Origin of the sequence: Pseudomonas sp. R1-1, assembly GCF_051132135.1 — a bacterium.
In the GTDB taxonomy this organism is placed as follows: domain Bacteria; phylum Pseudomonadota; class Gammaproteobacteria; order Pseudomonadales; family Pseudomonadaceae; genus Aquipseudomonas.
The window spans coordinates 1,228,244-1,246,295 of the sequence record NZ_CP071663.1 but is presented as its reverse complement, the minus strand read 5'-3'; the positions used below and the strand labels follow the sequence as shown (position 1 = coordinate 1,246,295).

The 18,052-nt window shown below is 60.1% G+C and carries 20 protein-coding genes; 1 reads left to right on the top strand and 19 read right to left on the bottom strand.

Going from position 1 to position 18,052, the window contains the following annotated elements; translation table 11 throughout:
• Window positions 1-11: 11 nt before the first annotated feature.
• The 16 genes from hisS to trmJ all read right to left on the bottom strand — a co-directional run bounded on the left by hisS (window position 12) and on the right by trmJ (window position 13,330).
• Window positions 12-1,301 (bottom strand): histidine--tRNA ligase, encoded by a 1,290-nt coding sequence (hisS, locus tag J3P75_RS05865; RefSeq protein ID WP_434709607.1) that lies wholly within the window; start codon window positions 1,299-1,301, stop codon window positions 12-14.
• A gap of 22 nt (window positions 1,302-1,323) precedes the next feature.
• On the bottom strand, window positions 1,324-2,433 hold the full coding sequence (ispG, locus tag J3P75_RS05860) for a flavodoxin-dependent (E)-4-hydroxy-3-methylbut-2-enyl-diphosphate synthase (RefSeq protein WP_090286025.1): 1,110 nt from the start codon (window positions 2,431-2,433) through the stop codon (window positions 1,324-1,326).
• Between the two features lie 3 nt (window positions 2,434-2,436).
• Window positions 2,437-3,477, bottom strand: coding sequence for a RodZ domain-containing protein (locus tag J3P75_RS05855; protein WP_434709606.1), 1,041 nt, complete (start codon window positions 3,475-3,477; stop codon window positions 2,437-2,439).
• Complete coding sequence (pilW, locus tag J3P75_RS05850; RefSeq protein WP_394506747.1) at window positions 3,477-4,235, bottom strand: type IV pilus biogenesis/stability protein PilW; 759 nt, start codon at window positions 4,233-4,235, stop codon at window positions 3,477-3,479. Before pilW ends, J3P75_RS05855 begins: the two co-directional genes overlap by 1 nt.
• Before the next feature lie 12 nt (window positions 4,236-4,247).
• Window positions 4,248-5,396: a 23S rRNA (adenine(2503)-C(2))-methyltransferase RlmN gene (gene rlmN, locus J3P75_RS05845; protein WP_434709605.1), complete on the bottom strand. Its 1,149-nt coding sequence runs from the start codon at window positions 5,394-5,396 to the stop codon at window positions 4,248-4,250.
• 28 nt (window positions 5,397-5,424) lie between these two features.
• Entirely contained in the window at window positions 5,425-5,850 is a 426-nt protein-coding gene (ndk, locus tag J3P75_RS05840) for a nucleoside-diphosphate kinase (protein ID WP_024014216.1), read from the bottom strand.
• Window positions 5,851-5,937: 87 nt separating this feature from the next.
• Complete coding sequence (gene iscX, locus J3P75_RS05835; RefSeq protein ID WP_434709604.1) at window positions 5,938-6,138, bottom strand: Fe-S cluster assembly protein IscX; 201 nt, start codon at window positions 6,136-6,138, stop codon at window positions 5,938-5,940.
• 14 nt (window positions 6,139-6,152) lie between these two features.
• Entirely contained in the window at window positions 6,153-6,494 is a 342-nt protein-coding gene (gene fdx, locus J3P75_RS05830; protein WP_016773327.1) for an ISC system 2Fe-2S type ferredoxin, read from the bottom strand.
• Window positions 6,494-8,359, bottom strand: a complete 1,866-nt coding sequence (gene hscA, locus J3P75_RS05825) for a Fe-S protein assembly chaperone HscA (protein WP_434709602.1) — start codon at window positions 8,357-8,359, stop codon at window positions 6,494-6,496. Before hscA ends, fdx begins: the two co-directional genes overlap by 1 nt.
• A 51-nt stretch (window positions 8,360-8,410) precedes the next feature.
• Window positions 8,411-8,932: a co-chaperone HscB gene (gene hscB / locus J3P75_RS05820; protein ID WP_016773325.1), complete on the bottom strand. Its 522-nt coding sequence runs from the start codon at window positions 8,930-8,932 to the stop codon at window positions 8,411-8,413.
• Window positions 8,933-8,940: 8 nt separating this feature from the next.
• Window positions 8,941-9,264: an iron-sulfur cluster assembly protein IscA gene (iscA, locus tag J3P75_RS05815; RefSeq protein WP_010565230.1), complete on the bottom strand. Its 324-nt coding sequence runs from the start codon at window positions 9,262-9,264 to the stop codon at window positions 8,941-8,943.
• A 34-nt stretch (window positions 9,265-9,298) separates the two neighbouring features.
• Window positions 9,299-9,685, bottom strand: a complete 387-nt coding sequence (iscU, locus tag J3P75_RS05810; protein WP_003227907.1) for a Fe-S cluster assembly scaffold IscU — start codon at window positions 9,683-9,685, stop codon at window positions 9,299-9,301.
• Window positions 9,686-9,786: 101 nt separating this feature from the next.
• Window positions 9,787-11,001, bottom strand: coding sequence for an IscS subfamily cysteine desulfurase (locus tag J3P75_RS05805; protein WP_093098571.1), 1,215 nt, complete (start codon window positions 10,999-11,001; stop codon window positions 9,787-9,789).
• Window positions 11,002-11,048: 47 nt separating this feature from the next.
• Window positions 11,049-11,540, bottom strand: a complete 492-nt coding sequence (gene iscR, locus J3P75_RS05800) for a Fe-S cluster assembly transcriptional regulator IscR (RefSeq protein ID WP_003227911.1) — start codon at window positions 11,538-11,540, stop codon at window positions 11,049-11,051.
• A 239-nt stretch (window positions 11,541-11,779) separates the two neighbouring features.
• Window positions 11,780-12,556 carry a serine O-acetyltransferase gene (gene cysE / locus J3P75_RS05795; protein ID WP_434709601.1) on the bottom strand — a complete coding sequence of 259 codons (777 nt, stop codon included), beginning with the start codon at window positions 12,554-12,556 and terminating at the stop codon, window positions 11,780-11,782.
• Window positions 12,557-12,559: 3 nt separating this feature from the next.
• Complete coding sequence (trmJ, locus tag J3P75_RS05790; protein WP_434709600.1) at window positions 12,560-13,330, bottom strand: tRNA (cytosine(32)/uridine(32)-2'-O)-methyltransferase TrmJ; 771 nt, start codon at window positions 13,328-13,330, stop codon at window positions 12,560-12,562.
• 145 nt (window positions 13,331-13,475) lie between these two features.
• Here trmJ and suhB point away from each other — a divergent pair, with 145 nt between their 5' ends.
• Window positions 13,476-14,294, top strand: coding sequence for a type III secretion system regulator SuhB (gene suhB, locus J3P75_RS05785; protein ID WP_203419392.1), 819 nt, complete (start codon window positions 13,476-13,478; stop codon window positions 14,292-14,294).
• Window positions 14,295-14,533: 239 nt separating this feature from the next.
• Here suhB and J3P75_RS05780 read toward each other — a convergent pair whose 3' ends face one another.
• The 3 genes from J3P75_RS05780 to secD all read right to left on the bottom strand — a co-directional run bounded on the left by J3P75_RS05780 (window position 14,534) and on the right by secD (window position 17,996).
• On the bottom strand, window positions 14,534-15,082 hold the full coding sequence (locus tag J3P75_RS05780; RefSeq protein WP_007956693.1) for a glycine zipper 2TM domain-containing protein: 549 nt from the start codon (window positions 15,080-15,082) through the stop codon (window positions 14,534-14,536).
• 121 nt (window positions 15,083-15,203) lie between these two features.
• The gene (gene secF, locus J3P75_RS05775; RefSeq protein ID WP_434595696.1) at window positions 15,204-16,118 is read right to left on the bottom strand and encodes a protein translocase subunit SecF; all 915 of its coding nucleotides are present in this window, start codon (window positions 16,116-16,118) and stop codon (window positions 15,204-15,206) included.
• A gap of 9 nt (window positions 16,119-16,127) precedes the next feature.
• Window positions 16,128-17,996: a protein translocase subunit SecD gene (gene secD, locus J3P75_RS05770; protein ID WP_434709599.1), complete on the bottom strand. Its 1,869-nt coding sequence runs from the start codon at window positions 17,994-17,996 to the stop codon at window positions 16,128-16,130.
• Window positions 17,997-18,052: the final 56 nt, after the last annotated feature.

Sequence of the window (18,052 nt, the reverse complement as noted above, 5' to 3'; positions counted from 1 at the left end):
TTAAGACAGCTTCAACCCTGCACGACGCAGGTGGCCAGGTGAGCGGCGAGCGCATCCCAGGCAATGCTTTGTTGTTCGCCCTGGCCACGCAGGGGTTTGAAACCTACCACTTGCTGGGCCATCTCGTCGTCACCGAGGATCAGTGCGTACAGCGCACCGCTCTTGTCGGCTTTCTTGAACTGGCTCTTGAAGCTGCCGGCGCCGGCATTGACTTGCAGGCGCAGGTTTGGAAGCTGATCGCGAACCCGCTCGGCCAGGGCCAGACCGGCCAGTTCAGCCTGCTCACCGAAGGCACACAGGTAGACGTCGACCTGACGGGAAATTTCTGCCGGGATCTGCTCGAGGGTTTCGAGCATCAGCACCAGACGCTCGATGCCCATGGCGAAACCGACGCCGGTGGTCGGCTTGCCGCCCATCTGCTCGACCAGACCGTCATAACGGCCGCCCGCGCACACGGTGCCCTGGGCGCCGAGCTTGTCGGTGACCCATTCGAAAACGGTTTTGCTGTAGTAATCGAGGCCGCGCACCAGTTTCGGGTTGAGCACGTACGGAATCCCGACCGCGTCGAGCCGCGCCTTCAGCCCTTCGAAGTGAGCACGGGACTCGTCATCGAGGTAGTCGGCCATTTTCGGCGCATCGACCAGTACCGCCTGAGTGTCGGCGTTCTTGGTATCGAGCACGCGCAGCGGGTTGGTTTTCAGACGGCGCTGGCTGTCTTCGTCGAGCTTGTCGTGGTGCGCCGAGAGATACTCGACCAACGATTCACGATAACGCCCGCGGGACTCGCTGGTGCCGAGGCTGTTGAGTTCGAGCTTGACCGCATCACGAATGCCCAGCTCGCCCCACAGGCGCCAGGTCATGATGATCAGTTCGGCGTCGATGTCCGGACCGTCGAGGTTGAACACCTCCAGACCGATCTGGTGGAACTGACGATACCGGCCTTTCTGTGGACGCTCGTGGCGGAACATCGGGCCGATGTACCAGAGTTTCTGCACCTGACCGCCGCCGGTGATGCCGTGCTCGAGCACAGCGCGCACGCACGCGGCAGTCCCTTCAGGACGCAAGGTCAGCGAATCGCCGTTGCGGTCTTCGAAGGTGTACATCTCTTTTTCGACGATATCGGTCACTTCACCGATCGAGCGCTTGAACAGCTCGGTGAACTCGACGATCGGCATGCGGATCTGCTTGTAACCGTAGTTGTCCAGCAGACGCGCAACAGTGCCCTCGAAATAACGCCACAACGGGGTCTGGTCGGGCAGGATGTCGTTCATGCCACGAATGGCTTGCAGAGACTTGCTCACAAAAATTCCTTAATTCGTTCGATCAGCCGCGCGCGATAACCGCTGCGTCAGCTTCGACCTTTTCGGCCGCTTTCTCGCGGATCAGCCGTTCCAGCTCATCCACCAGATTGTCATTCGTCAGTTTCTGCGACGGCTTGCCATCGATGTAAATCAGGTTTGGCGTGCCGCCGGTCAAGCCTATATGCGCTTCCTTGGCTTCGCCGGGGCCGTTGACCACGCAACCGATCACCGCGACATCGAGCGGCACCAGCAGGTCTTCAAGGCGCCCTTCCAGCTCGTTCATGGTTTTCACCACATCGAAGTTCTGCCGCGAGCAGCTTGGGCAGGCGATGAAGTTGATGCCACGGGAACGCAGATGCAAAGACTTGAGAATGTCGTAACCGACCTTCACTTCCTCGACCGGGTCGGCCGCCAGCGAGATGCGGATAGTATCGCCAATCCCTTCGGCGAGCAGCATACCTAGGCCGACGGCGGATTTCACTGTGCCCGAACGCAATCCACCGGCTTCGGTGATACCCAGGTGCAGCGGCTGGACGATTTCTTTCGCCAGCAGGCGGTAGGCTTCGACGGCCATGAACACGTCGGAGGCCTTCACGCTGACCTTGAAGTCCTGGAAATTCAGGCGTTCGAGGTGTTCAACGTGACGCAAGGCGGATTCAACCAGCGCCGCCGGGGTCGGCTCGCCGTATTTCTTTTGCAGGTCTTTTTCCAGCGAGCCGGCGTTGACCCCGATGCGGATCGGAATCCCGCGATCACGCGCTGCATCGACCACTGCACGCACACGGTCTTCGCGACCGATGTTGCCCGGGTTGATGCGCAGGCAGTCCACACCCAGTTCGGCGACGCGCAAGGCAATGCGGTAATCGAAGTGAATGTCGGCAACCAATGGCACCTTGACCAGCTGCTTGATCTTGCCGAACGCCTCGGCGGCGTCCATGTCCGGCACCGAAACGCGGACGATGTCGACGCCGGCAGCTTCCAGACGGTTGATCTGCGCAACGGTGGCGGCGACGTCATTGGTGTCGCTGTTGGTCATGCTCTGCACCGCGATCGGCGCATCGCCGCCCACCGGTACGTTGCCGACCCAGATCTTGCGCGAAACGCGACGTTTGATTGGAGATTCGCCGTGCATGACTTATTGACCCAACTTCAGGCGAGCAGTCTCGCCACTGGTGAACGGAGCGATATCGACCGGCTGGCCGTTGTAGCTGACCTGTGCGGCGCGAGCGACACCCAGGCGGACGTTGAGCGGCGGCTTGCCGGCCACGGTCACGCTGTCGCCTTTATGTTTCAGACCGCTGAAAATCACCTTGCCACGGCCGTCGGTCACCTGCGCCCAGCAATCGGCACTGAACTGCAACTGGACCTGACCTTCGCCGGCAACCGGCGCTGCCGCTTCAGGGCTGGCCGCGGGTGCAACGGGCGCGGCTGGAGCGGCGACGGTTGGCGCCGGCGTTGCGACATTTGGCACCGGAGCGGCGGGTGCGGCAACGGTTGGCGCTGGGGTATGAGCCGGGGCGGTCGGCGCGACGCTCGGAGCCACAGGTGCCGCTGGCGCGGTGGCCGGCGCAGTGGCTTCGGCACCGGTCGATTCGGCGCTGGTTTCGGATTGTGGCAGCGCCAGCGCGGTCGAGCTGTCAGCCTGATTCTCTTCGACAGCCTGATCTTCCGGCTCGTCGATCGGATGAATCTGCGTGGTGCCGTCCGCGCCTTCGACTTCAACGTGTTCCGGCGTCAGAGCGGCCAGATCCTTGGTGCGCAGCGAGGTCTGATCCTGCCACCAGACGAAGCCGCCGCCGATGACCGCGATCAGCAACAGCAGACTGACAATACGCAAAATGGTGTGTGAAACCCGCACCGGCTCTTCGATACGACCGAGGGCGTGAACGTTGCTGCCCTGGGAATCGGTGCCGGTGGACTGGTCGAATTGCTGGACCAGCACGCTCTGGTCCATGCCGAGCAATTTGGCATAGGCGCGAATGTAGCCACGGGCGAAGGTATGCCCCGGCAGCTTGTCGAACGCGCCGGCTTCTAGATTGCTCAGGGAAGTCACGGTGAGGTTGAGCTTGAGGGCCACTTCGGCCAGCGACCAGCCATTGCTTTCGCGGGCCTGGCGCAGGGTCTCACCGGGGTTTACGCGATTCGCTGCTACAACTTCGGGATGCGCCGCTTTCATCATTGCTCCGACAGGTATTGCTGATATTCCGGCGTACCGGGATAGAGTCGTTTTAATTGCAGGCCGTAACTGGCGGCCTTGTCGCGATCTTCAAACACTTTTGCCAGCCGAACGCCGAGCAATAGACTACGTGCATTCTGTTCGGTCAACTGGCTGAAACGGTCGTAAAAGTCACGCGCGGGCACATAATGCCTGTCTTCGAAGGACAACTCAGCCATTTCCAGCAGCGCGCGCGGTTGTTGACGGTTCAAACGCAGGGCTTTTTCCAGTTGCTGCTGCGCCAGATCGCGTTGCCCAAGCTTCGCTGCAGTCATGCCGAGGTTTTCGAACACCCGCGAACGCTCAGGATACAGGGTATCGGCGGCAGCCTGTTCAAATCGCTCGTAGGCTTCTTTATAGCGCTGCTCTTCGTAGAGAAAACTGCCGTAATTGTTGAGGATGCGTGCATCGGCGGGACGCGAGGACAAGGCCTTGCGAAAGTGCTCGTCGGCCAGTTGGGGTTCCATCTCGGACTGAAAGACCAGGCCGAGCGCGGCGTTGGCGTCAGGATCGGAGCTGTCGAGTTCCAGGGCCTTTTTCAATGGCACCTTGGCCCGCTCGGTCATGCCCTGCTGCAGGTAACCCAGCCCCAACTGCACGTAGGCAGCCCGCGCTTCATCGCGGCCCTTGCTGGTCTTCATCGGGTTGTAGTCACCCGACAGGACACAACCAGCACACAGGCTGGCCAACAGCAACAGCAGCGCAAAGCGCAGGGACATAGAGATCCTCTCTTAGTGAGTGTTCGTGGCGTTCTGAGCCTGATCGCTGTCGGCGCTCAACTCACGCACAGCGATGTAACGTTCACTGCGACGGGTGCGATCCAGCACCTGCCCTACCAATTGACCACATGCAGCGTCGATGTCTTCACCACGGGTGGTGCGCACGGTGACGTTGAAACCGGCCTGATGCAACTGATCCTGGAAGCGGCGAATCGCGTTGTTGCTTGGCCGCTCGTACCCGGAATGCGGGAACGGGTTGAACGGGATCAGGTTGATCTTGCACGGGATATCCTTCAGCAACTCGATCATTTCCACCGCGTGCTCAAGCTTGTCGTTGACGTCCTTGAGCAAGGTGTACTCGATGGTCAGCACACGCTTTTCGCCGAGGGCGGACATGTAGCGCTGGCACGACTCGAGCAGCATCTTAAGCGGATATTTCTTGTTGATCGGCACCAATTGGTTACGCAATGCGTCATTTGGTGCGTGCAGGGACAACGCCAGGGACACGTCGATGTGCTTGGCCAGCTCATCGATCATCGGCACCACGCCCGAGGTGGACAGGGTCACGCGGCGCTTGGAGATCCCGTAGCCGAGGTCATCCATCATCAGATGCATGGCGGCGACGACGTTGTCGAAGTTCAGCAGCGGCTCGCCCATGCCCATCATCACCACGTTGGTGATGGCGCGGTCGACGGTGGCCGGGACGCTGCCGAAAGATTTATTGGCAATCCACACCTGACCGATGACTTCGGCGGCGGTGAGGTTGCTGTTGAAGCCTTGCTTGCCGGTGGAGCAGAAACTGCAGTCCAGGGCACAGCCTGCCTGGGACGAAACGCACAGAGTGCCGCGTTTGCCCTGGGGAATGTACACGGTCTCGACGCAGCTGCCGGACGCCACGCGCACCACCCATTTACGGGTGCCGTCGCTGGAGATGTCCTCGCTGACCACTTCCGGACCACGCACTTCGGCAATGGCCTTGAGCTTGTCGCGCAAGGCCTTGCTGACGTTCGTCATGGCGTCGAAATCATCGACGCCAAAGTGGTGAATCCATTTCATTACCTGACCGGCACGGAAACGCTTCTCCCCGATTGAGTCGAAGAATTTTTCCATTTCCGGCTGGGTCAGACCCAGCAGGTTGGTTTTCACAGTCGATGTCGTCATGGATTCACCTTCACTCTTAAGCCAATGCTTAGCGAGTGGTTACTTCAGTAGCTGCGAAGAAGTAAGCGATTTCGCGAGCGGCAGCGGCTTCGGAGTCCGAACCGTGAACGGCGTTGGCGTCGATCGACTCGGCGAAGTCAGCACGGATGGTGCCGGCAGCCGCTTCTTTAGGGTTGGTAGCGCCCATCAGCTCACGGTTGCGAGCGATGGCGTTTTCGCCTTCCAGCACCTGAACGACAACCGGACCGGAAGTCATGAAAGCAACCAGGTCACCGAAGAAACCGCGCTCGCTGTGCTCAGCGTAGAAGCCTTCGGCTTCGGCTTTGGACAGTTGCTTCAGTTTCGAAGCTACAACGCGCAGGCCAGCGTCTTCGAAGCGAGTGGTGATCTTGCCGATCACGTTTTTAGCAACGGCGTCAGGCTTGATGATGGAGAAAGTACGTTGAACAGCCATGGTGTAACTCCAGAAACGGTAATTTGCGAAAAATTAAACCCGCGAATTATACGCGGGTTCTTGGGTATTGCCTAACCTGCGAGACGATCAGTCCAATTCTGCGGCCCAAAGGGTCTGGACCGCTTCCAACACCTTCTCACCGACGCGGCCAGAGGTGTCGTCAAAATCGGGAAGTGCCTGGATCATCTGCTGCAGCTTGACGAAACCTACCGAGTACGGATCGACGCCCTCGTGGGCCTCGGCCAGCTCTTCGGCAATGCGTTGAACATCATTCCAACCGTAGCTCATGACAGTCTTACCAGTCAGTGCGGCGCTTCGGCCGCATGGTTAAGCGAATATTTCGGAATCTCGACGGTGAGGTCTTCTTCACCAACTATGGCCTGACAGGCCAGACGCGATTGCGCTTCCAGACCCCAGGCACGATCGAGGAAATCTTCTTCCAGCTCATCGGCTTCTTCCAGCGAGTCGAAACCCTCGCGGATGATGCAGTGGCAAGTGGTGCAGGCGCAGACGCCGCCGCAGGCACTTTCCATCTCGATGTGGTGTTCGTGGGCCAGTTCGAGAATCGATGTGCCGGGCGCAGCCTCGACGACCATGCCTTCAGGGCAGAACTTCTCGTGGGGCAGAAAAATGACCTGCGGCATCAGATATCCTCGATTTCATTCAGGTTGCGCCCCGACAGAGCGGCTTTGACCGTCTGATCCATGCGGCGGGCAGCAAAAGCATCGGTCACTTGCGACAGACGCTTGGTCTGCTGCTCGATGGCATAACCATCGGTACCTTTCATCAGTTCAGCCAGTTCCTGCATCTGCAGGTCGATGATCATGCGCTCTTCGGCGTCGAGCAAACGCTCACCATCCGCCTCCAGAGCGCCCTGCACCGCTTCGAGCAGGCGCTGGGCATCGACTTGCTGTTCACGCAGAACACGGGCGACCTTGTCATCACTGGCGTACTGGAACGAATCCTTGAGCATTTTGGCGATTTCGCCGTCGGTCAGACCGTAGGACGGCTTGACCTGGATGCTCGCCTCGACGCCCGAACCCAACTCACGGGCGGAGACGCTGAGCAGACCGTCGGCATCGACCTGGAAGGTCACACGAATCTTCGCTGCACCGGCGACCATCGCTGGAATGCCGCGCAACTCGAAGCGCGCCAGCGAGCGGCAATCGCTGATCAACTCGCGCTCACCCTGCAATACGTGGATCGCCATGGCCGACTGGCCGTCTTTATAGGTGGTGAAATCTTGCGCGCGAGCGACGGGGATGGTGGTGTTGCGCGGAATCACCTTCTCCATCAGGCCGCCCATGGTTTCCAGCCCTAGGGACAATGGAATCACGTCGAGCAGCAGCAGCTCGCCACCATCGCGCTTGTTGCCTGCCAAAGTGTCAGCCTGAATCGCAGCGCCGATGGCCACCACCTGATCCGGGTCGATTTCGGTCAGCGGCTGGCGACCAAAGGCTTCGGCGACCGCTTCACGAACACGCGGCACGCGGGTCGAACCGCCAACCATGACGACAGCGTGGACGTCTTCCAGCTCGATGCCGGAATCGCGAACGGCGCGGCGGCAGGCTTTCAGGCTGCGCGCGACCATCGGCTCGATCAGCGCATCGAAGGCCTGGCGAGTCAGCTGGGCTTTCCAGTCGCCATAGGCCACTTCAACACTGGCCGCGTCGGTCAGGGCTTCTTTTGCCGCACAAGCGGTTTGCAGCAGATTGCGTTGTGCACCTGGATCGAGATCGGCGGACAGGCCCGCGCTCTCGATGATCCAGCCGGCAATCGCGTGATCGAAGTCATCGCCGCCCAGCGCGCTGTCGCCGCCAGTGGCCAGAACCTCGAACACACCGCCGGTCAGGCGCAGAATCGAAATATCGAACGTACCGCCGCCCAGGTCATAAATCGCAACCAGACCTTCGGCGTGCTGGTCGAGGCCGTACGCCACAGCAGCGGCGGTCGGCTCGTTGAGCAGACGCAGCACGTTCAGACCGGCGAGTTTTGCCGCGTCTTTGGTGGCTTGGCGCTGTGCGTCATCGAAGTAGGCAGGAACGGTAATCACCGCGCCAACCAGCTCACCACCCAAGGTCGCTTCAGCACGCTGACGCAGGACCTTGAGGATATCGGCGGAGACTTCGACCGGGCTTTTCGGGCCCTGTACGGTATCGATGAACGGCATGTGCGACTGGCCACCGACGAAGCGGTACGGCAGTTGCTCGCCCAGTTGCTTGACGTCGGACAGACCACGACCCATCAAGCGCTTGACCGACAGCACGGTGTTCAAAGGATCAGAGGCGGCGGCCAGCTTGGCCGACTCGCCGACTTCGACGCGATCGGCGTGATAACGCACGGCGGAAGGCAGGATGACCTGCCCTTCGGCATCGGCCAGCGGTTCGGAGACACCGCTGCGCAACGCAGCGACGAGCGAATTGGTAGTGCCCAGGTCGATGCCGACAGCCAGACGACGCTGGTGCGGTTGAGGACTTTGGCCGGGTTCGGCGATCTGCAGTAGAGCCATGGTAATCAGGTCTTGTCTGTCTATCAGGCGTGCAATCAGGGCAGCACTGGGTTAATCGTCGAGGCGCTCTTCTAGCTGGCGCACTTCGTAGGTGAGCTTGTCGAGGAACTGCATGCGCCGCATCAGGCGTTCGGCCTGTTCGCGTTGCGCTGCGTCATCCCAACAGGCTGCGAAGCTTTCATTGAGCTGTTCCTGAGCGGCCTTGAGGCGACGCTTGAATACCGCGACACCATCGAGATCGGCACTGTCCTGCAGGTCTTCGAGCTCTTCGCGCCATTGCATCTGCTGCAAAAGAAACTCTGGATCGTGGACAGTGACTTCCATCGGCACTTCATGCCCGCTGATTTTCAGCAGGTAGCGCGCGCGCTGGGCCGGACTCTTGAGCGTCTGGTAGGCGTCGTTTAGCCGTGCCGACTGTTCGAGCGCCGAACGCTGCTCGCGCTCGGAAGCGTCGGCAAAGCGGTCAGGGTGAACCCCGCGCGCCAGCTCGCGATAGCGCGTGGCCAACTGCTCGAGATCCAGGCGGAAGCTCGGTTGCAGCTCGAATAAAGCGAAATGACAAGGAATACCCACGACAAGCCTCAGATGTTGAAGCTTTCGCCGCAGCCACATTCACCGCGTACGTTGGGGTTGTTGAACTTGAAGCCTTCGTTCAACCCTTCCTTGACGAAATCGAGCTCGGTGCCGTCCAGGTAGGTCAGGCTTTTCGGGTCGATGATCACTTTTTCACCGTGACTCTCGAACACCTGATCTTCCGCAACCACCTCGTCGACAAACTCCAGCACGTAGGCAAGGCCGGAACAGCCTGTGGTGCGAACACCCAGACGAATCCCTTCACCTTTGCCGCGCCCGTCGAGGGAGCGCCGCACGTGCCGAGCAGCCGCTTCTGTCATGCTGATAGCCATCGTTGACTCCTTACTCGTCGCCAGATCCAGAAAGTCAGATCAAGCCTTTCTTCTGCTTGTAATCGCGAACAGCCGCTTTGATAGCGTCTTCAGCCAGTACCGAGCAGTGGATTTTCACTGGCGGCAGGGCCAGTTCTTCGGCCAGCTGAGTGTTCTTGATGGTTTCAGCTTCGTCCAGGGTCTTGCCCTTCATCCACTCGGTGGCGAGGGAGCTGGAAGCGATAGCCGAACCGCAGCCGTAGGTCTTGAACTTGGCGTCTTCGATAACGCCCTGGTCGTTGACCTTGATTTGCAGACGCATCACATCGCCGCACGCCGGAGCGCCGACCATGCCGGTGCCGACATCAGGATCTTCCGCGTTCATCTTGCCGACGTTGCGCGGGTTTTCGTAGTGGTCGATGACCTTTTCGCTGTAAGCCATGATTCTCAATCCTCACTCATCAGGGCCGCTCTTGAGACCCTGCAACTGCGCTGCGTGAACCGCCGCGTCGCTACATGACCTGTATCCGGCGGCTTCTTTGGTTAGTGTGCCGCCCACTCGATTTTCGAGATATCGACGCCATCTTTGTACATGTCCCACAGCGGCGACAGAGCGCGCAGCTTGGTAACGGCCTCGCAGACTTTCTGCGCGGCGTAGTCGATTTCTTCTTCGGTGGTGAAGCGGCCGAAGGTAAAGCGGATCGAGCTGTGTGCCAGTTCGTCGTTGCGGCCCAGGGCGCGCAATACGTACGAAGGCTCCAGCGATGCCGAGGTGCACGCCGAACCGGACGAAACCGCCAGATCCTTGAGTGCCATGATCAGCGACTCGCCTTCAACGTAGTTGAAGCTCAGGTTCAGGTTATGCGGAACGCGGGCGGTCAGGCTGCCGTTGACGTAGAGCTCTTCCAGATGCTCGACCTGCTTGTAGAAACGGTCGCTCAAGGCTTTGATACGGACGTTTTCAGCGGCCATGTCTTCTTTCGCCACACGGAACGCTTCGCCCATGCCGACGATCTGGTGGGTCGCCAGGGTGCCGGAACGCATGCCACGCTCGTGACCGCCGCCGTGCATGGTCGCTTCGATGCGCACACGCGGCTTGCGGCTGACGTACAGCGCGCCGATGCCTTTAGGACCATAGGTCTTGTGGGCGGAGAACGACATCATGTCGACTTTCAGTTTCTGCAGGTCGATGTCGACCTTGCCAGTGGACTGAGCGGCGTCGACGTGGAACAGCACGCCCTTGGAGCGCAGCAGTTCGCCGATTGCAGCGATGTCGTTCACAGTGCCGATTTCGTTGTTCACGTGCATCACCGACACCAGAATCGTGTCTTCGCGCAGTGCCGCATCGATCATCGCCGGAGTGATCAGACCGTCTTCGGTCGGCTCAAGGTAAGTCACTTCGAAACCTTCGCGCTCCAGTTGGCGCATGGTGTCGAGAACGGCCTTGTGTTCGATCTTGCTGGTGATCAGGTGCTTGCCCTTGGAGGCGTAGAAATGTGCCGCACCCTTGATTGCCAGGTTGTCGGATTCGGTGGCACCGGAGGTCCAGACGATTTCGCGCGGATCGGCATTGACCAGATCGGCCACCTGACGACGGGCGTTTTCGACCGACTCTTCAGCCTTCCAGCCGAATACGTGGGAGCGCGACGCCGGGTTGCCGAAGTTTCCGTCAACCAGCAGGCATTCACTCATTTTTTGCGCAACACGCGGATCAACCGGGGTGGTCGCAGAGTAATCAAGGTAAATCGGCAATTTCATGGACTATCTCCTAAATCAGGGCTGGCGTGCCGCTGGCTCTCTGGCGGTCATTCGACGGCGGACGCTTCAATCTTGTCCAGGCGTGGCGCCTTGCTGTTGCAACGGCGCTGGTCCTGACGCTGGGCTACTTCTTGCACCTCACGGCGAGTCACAAGATCAGCCAAGCTGATACCACTTAGAAATTCGTGAATCTGCAGGCTCAGGTCGCACCACAGATGGTGAGTCAGGCAGGTGTCGCCGGAATGGCAATCGCCCTGGCCCTGGCACTTGGTGGCGTCGACCGATTCGTTCACCGCATCGATCACCTGGGCGACCTGGATGCCCTGCATGTCGCGGGACAACTGGTAGCCACCTCCCGGACCGCGAACACTGGAAACCAGGTTGCTGCGGCGCAGTTTGGCGAACAGCTGTTCGAGGTAGGACAGGGAGATGCCTTGGCGCTCGGAGATATCGGCCAGGGACACCGGCCCGTGCTGCGCGTGCAACGCCAGGTCAAGCATGGCGGTCACGGCGTATCGGCCTTTTGTAGTCAGTCGCATGGACAGTTACCACGGAGTTCAGAATGGGCGGGAGTATGCAATTCCCGAGCATTTAAGTCAACTATAAGACCTAGTGCTTTAGTCGGGTTTACCCGCAAAAGAGCGCGCGCATCATAGCAAAGGCCCGTGGCGTACAGCCAGTGATACCGAGCCATCGTTCATCGCGAGCAGGCTCACTCCTACATTTGGAATGCGCTCTCCTGTAGGAGTGAGCCTGCTCGCGATAGCAGCGCCTCGGTTTAACTGGCCTGGCTCTGATCCTTGCCTTTGACGCAGGCGAAGTCTTCTTCACGCAGCTCAGGCAGATCTTTCGCACAGTAATTGCTACCCAGATCCTTCAATGCGCCGCACATGCCTTCCAGACGCCCGTCCACCGCTTGCAGGTGATCGAGCAACTGGCCGATGGCGCGCGCCACTGGGTCGGGCATGTCTTCGCTAACGCCATAGGCATCGAAACCGATCTTCTCGGCCATGGCCTTGCGCTTGGCGTCCTGCTCTTCATCGGACTTGACGATGATGCGCCCCGGAATCCCCACCACGGTAGCGCCCGGTGGCACTTCCTTGGTCACCACCGCATTGGAACCAACCTTGGCACCGGCACCGACCGTGAACGGACCGAGCACCTTGGCGCCCGCACCGACCACCACACCGTCACCCAGCGTCGGATGGCGCTTGCCCTTGTTCCAACTGGTGCCGCCAAGGGTCACGCCCTGATAGATGGTCACGTCGTCGCCGATCTCGGCGGTCTCACCGATCACGATACCCATGCCGTGGTCGATAAAGAAACGCCGCCCAACCTTGGCGCCCGGATGAATCTCGATGCCGGTCAGCCAGCGACCGAAGTTCGACACCAGCCTCGCCAGCCACTTCAGATCGTTGCGCCAGAGCATGCCGGCCAGTCGATGAATCCAGATCGCATGCATGCCGGGGTAGCAGGTCAGGACTTCAAAAGCGTTACGCGCCGCCGGGTCTCGATGGAATACGCTCTGGATATCTTCACGCAAACGCTCAAACATCATTCAGTCCTTCCGCTTAAGAAGCTCACCACGGGCCGCTTTCTGGGTTTCCGTGAGAATGCCCCGCAAAATATTCATTTCCGCCCGGCTGACCGAGCTGCGTCCGTACAACCGGCGCAGGCGTGCCATCAAGTGCCGGGGTTTTTCCGGGTCGAGAAATTCGATCGCGACCAATGTCTGCTCCAGATGCTCGTAAAAGCGCTCCAGCTCATCCATGGTCGCCAGCTCGGCGCTTTTCACCGAAGCCACTTCTTCTTTCTCGACCTTGCTCGGCTGCCCCTGCGAGGCCAGCCAGGCCATGCGCACTTCGTAGCTCAGCACCTGCACCGCCGCCCCCAGGTTCAGCGAACTGAACGTCGGGTCGGAAGGGATGTGCACGTGGAAGTGACATCGCTGCAGCTCTTCGTTGGTCAGGCCGGAATCTTCACGACCGAACACCAGAGCGATTTCGGCGCCCTGCCCGGCTTCTTCGATAACCTTGGTTCCGCATTCACGCGGATCGAGCAGCGGCCATGGGATACGCCGATCCCGCGCACTGGTACCCAAGACCAGATTGCAGCCGACCAAGGCGTCTTCCAAAGTGGCGACGACTTGCGCACTTTCAAGGATGTCTCCGGCACCGGATGCACGGGCATCGGCTTCGTGATGCGGAAACTGGCGTGGCTCGACCAGCACCAGCCGCGACAGACCCATGTTTTTCATGGCGCGCGCGGCCCCGCCGATATTGCCGGGGTGGCTGGTGTTGACCAGGACGACACGAATGTTCTGCAGCAAGGGAGGCGCTCTCGGACATTGGAAAGGGGGGCAAATCTTACAGAACAGCCTACCGTTAAGCTATGAAAGCGAACAGCGTCCTTCACCTGAAGAAAAGTTCTGATAGAATGCGCGGCTTTCTTTAACAACCTTAGGTGACACATCCATGCAGCCCATGCTGAATATCGCGCTGCGCGCCGCCCGCAGCGCCAGTGAACTGATCTTCCGCTCCATCGAGCGCCTGGATACCATCAAGGTCGACGAAAAAGACGCCAAGGATTATGTATCCGAGGTTGATCGCGCCGCTGAACAGAAAATCATCGATGCCCTGCGCAAGGCTTACCCGAATCACTCGATCCAGGGTGAAGAGACCGGCCTGCACGCCGGCACCGGCATCGAAGGCGAAGAATACCTGTGGATCATCGATCCACTGGACGGCACCACCAACTTCCTGCGTGGCATCCCGCACTTCGCGGTCAGCATCGCCTGCAAATACCGTGGTCGCCTGGAACACGCTGTGGTTCTGGACCCGGTGCGCCAGGAAGAATTCACCGCCAGCCGTGGTCGCGGCGCACAACTGAACGGTCGTCGCCTGCGCGTCAGCGGCCGCACCAGCCTTGACGGCGCCCTGCTGGGTACCGGCTTCCCGTTCCGTAACGACCAGATGGACAACCTCGACAACTACCTGGGCATGTTCCGCTCCCTGGTAGGCCAGACCGCCGGCATCCGCCGCGCTGGCGCAGCGAGCCTGGATCTGGCCTACGTGGCTGCCGGTCGTTTCGATGCGTTCTGGGAGTCGGGCCTGTCCGAGTGGGACATGGCGGCAGGCGCCCTGCTGATTCAAGAAGCCGGCGGCCTGGTGAGCGACTTCACCGGCGGTCACGACTTCCTTGAAAAAGGCCACATCGTTGCCGGCAACACCAAATGCTTCAAGGCAGTCCTGACGGCGATCCAGCCGCACCTGCCGGCTTCGCTGAAGCGCTAAGCTTCGGACGAATCAGAAAAGCACCCTTCGGGGTGCTTTTTTTATGCCCATTTTTCAGGCCCTGTGGATCTCATGTGGGAGCGAGCCTGCTCGCGAAAGCGGTGTATCAGCAAAATGGATACTGAATGATGGACCGCATTCGCGAGCAGGCTCGCTCCCACAGGTGAGAATCGCGCGGCCATAAATCGCAGGCACAAAAAAAGCACCCCGCAGGGTGCTTCTTTTAAAACCGTGAAACCTTACTGACCCGGCTCGTTCTGCGACAGGATCAGCTTGCCTTCCTTGTCGACCGGAATCTGATTGCCCGGATCGCGGTCCATCCGCACTTTGCCTTCCTTACCATCGAGCGAGTAACGCACGTCGTAACCGACGACCTTGTCGCTGATGTCATTGACCGTGTTGCAGCGGGTTTGCGTGGTGGTGTAGGTGTCACGCTCCTGCATGCCCTCCTGCACCTTGTTGCCCGCGTAACCGCCACCGACCGCACCGGCCACCGTGGCAATTTTCTTGCCGGTGCCGCCGCCAATCTGGTTACCCAGCAAACCACCGGCCAGCGCGCCGACCACGGTCCCGGCGATCTGGTGTTGATCTTTTACCGGCGCCTGACGGGTCACCGTTACATCCTTGCATACTTCACGTGGAGTCTTGATCTGTGTCTTGACCGGCTCAACGGCTAGCACTTGCGCATACTCAGGGCCGCTTTTAACCAGGCTGTAGGTGGCAACAGCACCCCCGGCTGTAACACCGACAGCACCCAATACCGCACCAACCAGCAACGACTTGTTCACATGAACCTCCTGACCATCACATGCGGGACGCGCCCGCGCTTCTCCCAGCCTTGGAGCACAAAAAAAGGCGCGAGTTCAACTCGCGCCTTTCATGGCCTGACAGCCGGGATTTCGAGGGCCGTTATGGACGGTCGTCGACTTCCTGCTCGGTGTTGGCCGGAGGAATCAGATCCTCGGTGGTCAGGTTCAGCCAGATCAGCACCACGTTGGCGATGTAGATCGACGAGTAGGTACCTGCCAGTACGCCGATGAACAGCGCGATGGAGAAGCCGAACAGGTTGTCGCCGCCGAAGATCAGCAGCGCCGCGATCGCCAGCAAAGTCGAGATCGACGTCGCCATGGTCCGCAGCAGGGTCTGGGTGGTCGAGATGTTGATGTTCTCGATCAGCGACGCCTTGCGCAGGACTCGGAAGTTTTCCCGCACCCGGTCGAACACGACGATGGTGTCGTTCAGCGAGTAACCGATGATCGCCAGTACCGCCGCCAGCACCGTCAGGTCGAAGGTGATCTGGAAGAACGACAGGATACCGATGGTGACGATCACGTCGTGGATCAGCGACACGATGGCGCCGACCGCGAATTTCCACTGAAAGCGGAAAGCCAGGTAGATCAGGATGCCGCCGAGCGCCAGCAGCATGCCGAGGCCGCCCTGGTCGCGCAGTTCTTCACCGACCTGCGGGCCGACGAACTCGACACGCTTGACCGTCGCCGGGTTGTCGCCGCCAACCTTTTGCAGCGCTTCCGCGACTTGATGGCCGAGCTGCGGGTCTTCACCCGGCATGCGCACCAGCAGGTCTGTCGTGGCACCGAAGTTCTGCACGACGGCTTCGTGGTAACCCGAAGTCGCCAACTGCTCGCGGACCTTGGTGACATCGGCCGGACGCTCGTAGGTCAGCTCGATGAGCGTACCGCCGGTGAAGTCCAGGCCCCAGTTCATGCCTTTGGTGACAACGCTGAATACCGCCAGCAGGGTCAGAAAAACCGTGACGCCGAACGCGAAGTTGCGAACGCCCATGAAGTTGATTGTACGTAACATGGCAGCCCCTTAAATCCACAACTTCTTGAAGTCACGCCCGCCAAAGATCAGGTTGACCATTGCGCGGGTCACCATGATGGCCGTGAACATCGAGGTAAAGATCCCGAGGGACATGGTCACTGCGAAGCCCTTCACCGGGCCGGTGCCCATGGCGAAGAGAATGCCGCCGACCAGCAAGGTGGTCAGGTTGGCGTCGAGAATCGCGGTGAATGCCCGGCCGAAGCCTTCGTTGATTGCACGCTGCACGGTCATGCCGGCGGCGATCTCTTCACGGATCCGCGAGAAGATCAGCACGTTGGCGTCGACCGCCATACCCATGGTCAGCACGATACCGGCGATGCCCGGCAGGGTCAGCGTGGCCCCCAGCAGCGACATCAGCGCCAGCAGCAACACCATGTTCACCGCCAGCGCGACGGTGGCGATGATGCCGAAGAAGCGGTAGATGGCGATGATGAACAGCGACACGAACAGCATGCCCCACAGCGACGCGTCGATACCCTTGGTGATGTTATCAGCACCCAGGCTCGGACCGATTGTGCGCTCTTCGGCGAAGTACATCGGCGCCGCCAGACCACCGGCACGCAGCAGCAGTGCCAGTTCGGACGATTCGCCCTGGCCGTTCAGGCCGGTGATACGGAACTGCGCACCCAGCGGCGACTGAATGGTCGCCAGGCTGATGATCTTCTTCTCTTCCTTGAAGGTCTGCACCGGCACGTCTTTCTCGACGCCGTTGACCATCTGCTTGGTGTAAGTCGTCACCGGACGCTGTTCGATGAAGATCACCGCCATGCTGCGACCGACGTTGGAACGGGTCGCGCGGCTCATCAGCTCGCCACCGTGGCCATCCAGACGGATGTTCACTTCCGGCGTGCCGTGCTCGCCGAAACCGGCCTTGGCGTCGGTGACCTGGTCACCGGTGATGATCAGACCACGTTCGATCTGCGCTGGCGGACGATTGCCTTCACGGAATTCGAACGACTCGGAAGTGGCTTTCGAAGCGCCCGGCTCAGCGGCCAGACGGAACTCAAGGTTGGCCGTCTTACCGAGAATACGCTTGGCTTCGGCAGTGTCCTGCACGCCTGGCAGTTCAACCACAATGCGGTTAGCGCCCTGACGCTGAACGATCGGTTCGGCAACACCCAGCTCGTTGACGCGGTTACGTACCGTGGTCAGGTTCTGCTTGATGGAGTATTCGCGGATTTCCGCCAGCTTGGCCGGGGTCATCGCCAGACGCAGCACCGGTTGACCGTTGAGGTCGGCCGGAACAATGTCGAAATCGTTGAAGTTCTTGCGGATCAGGCTGCGAGCCTGTTCGCGGCTGTCTTCGTCAGCGAAGCCCAGCTGAATGGCACCGCCCAGTTGCGGCAGGCTGCGATAGCGCAGCTTCTCTTTGCGCAGCAGGCTCTTGACGTCGCCTTCGTAGACTTTCAGGCGTGCATCGAGGGCTTTGTCCATGTCCACTTCAAGCAGGAAGTGCACACCACCGGACAAGTCCAGACCCAGCTTCATCGGGTGTGCGCCCAGATTGCGCAGCCATTGCGGAGTGGTCTGTGCCAGGTTCAGCGCGACGACGTAGTCATCACCCAATGCCTTGCGCACAACGTCCTTGGCCGGCAGCTGATCTTCAGCCTTGGCCAGACGGATCAGACCGCCCTTGCCGCCCGCGGTCAGCGTGGCTGCCTTGACGTTGATGCCGGATTCTTTCAGCGCCGTGCTGACGCGATCCAGATCAGCCTGATTGACCTGCAGGGCCGTGCTGGCGCCGCTGATCTGAATGGCCGGGTCATCGGGGTAAAGATTGGGAGCGGAATAAATCAGACCGATCGCCAGCACCGCCAGGATCAGAATGTATTTCCACAGAGGGTATTTGTTCAGCATCACGCCGCCCGTTATGAACGCGGGGCGCCTTGCGCGCCCCGTCGATTGAGTAGAAG

Excerpts from the sequence above, each read along its gene's own strand:
- ispG (WP_090286025.1), bottom strand. The coding sequence starts at position 2,433 with ATGCACGGCGAATCTCCAATCAAACGTCGCGTTTCGCGCAAGATCTGG.
- J3P75_RS05855 (WP_434709606.1), bottom strand. The coding sequence starts at position 3,477 with ATGAAAGCGGCGCATCCCGAAGTTGTAGCAGCGAATCGCGTAAACCCC.
- pilW (WP_394506747.1), bottom strand. The coding sequence starts at position 4,235 with ATGTCCCTGCGCTTTGCGCTGCTGTTGCTGTTGGCCAGCCTGTGTGCT.
- rlmN (WP_434709605.1), bottom strand. The coding sequence starts at position 5,396 with ATGACGACATCGACTGTGAAAACCAACCTGCTGGGTCTGACCCAGCCG.
- ndk (WP_024014216.1), bottom strand. The coding sequence starts at position 5,850 with ATGGCTGTTCAACGTACTTTCTCCATCATCAAGCCTGACGCCGTTGCT.
- iscX (WP_434709604.1), bottom strand. The coding sequence starts at position 6,138 with ATGAGCTACGGTTGGAATGATGTTCAACGCATTGCCGAAGAGCTGGCC.
- fdx (WP_016773327.1), bottom strand. The coding sequence starts at position 6,494 with ATGCCGCAGGTCATTTTTCTGCCCCACGAGAAGTTCTGCCCTGAAGGC.
- hscA (WP_434709602.1), bottom strand. The coding sequence starts at position 8,359 with ATGGCTCTACTGCAGATCGCCGAACCCGGCCAAAGTCCTCAACCGCAC.
- iscA (WP_010565230.1), bottom strand. The coding sequence starts at position 9,264 with ATGGCTATCAGCATGACAGAAGCGGCTGCTCGGCACGTGCGGCGCTCC.
- iscU (WP_003227907.1), bottom strand. The coding sequence starts at position 9,685 with ATGGCTTACAGCGAAAAGGTCATCGACCACTACGAAAACCCGCGCAAC.
- J3P75_RS05805 (WP_093098571.1), bottom strand. The coding sequence starts at position 11,001 with ATGAAATTGCCGATTTACCTTGATTACTCTGCGACCACCCCGGTTGAT.
- iscR (WP_003227911.1), bottom strand. The coding sequence starts at position 11,540 with ATGCGACTGACTACAAAAGGCCGATACGCCGTGACCGCCATGCTTGAC.
- cysE (WP_434709601.1), bottom strand. The coding sequence starts at position 12,556 with ATGTTTGAGCGTTTGCGTGAAGATATCCAGAGCGTATTCCATCGAGAC.
- suhB (WP_203419392.1), top strand. The coding sequence starts at position 13,476 with ATGCAGCCCATGCTGAATATCGCGCTGCGCGCCGCCCGCAGCGCCAGT.
- secF (WP_434595696.1), bottom strand. The coding sequence starts at position 16,118 with ATGTTACGTACAATCAACTTCATGGGCGTTCGCAACTTCGCGTTCGGC.
- secD (WP_434709599.1), bottom strand. The coding sequence starts at position 17,996 with ATGCTGAACAAATACCCTCTGTGGAAATACATTCTGATCCTGGCGGTG.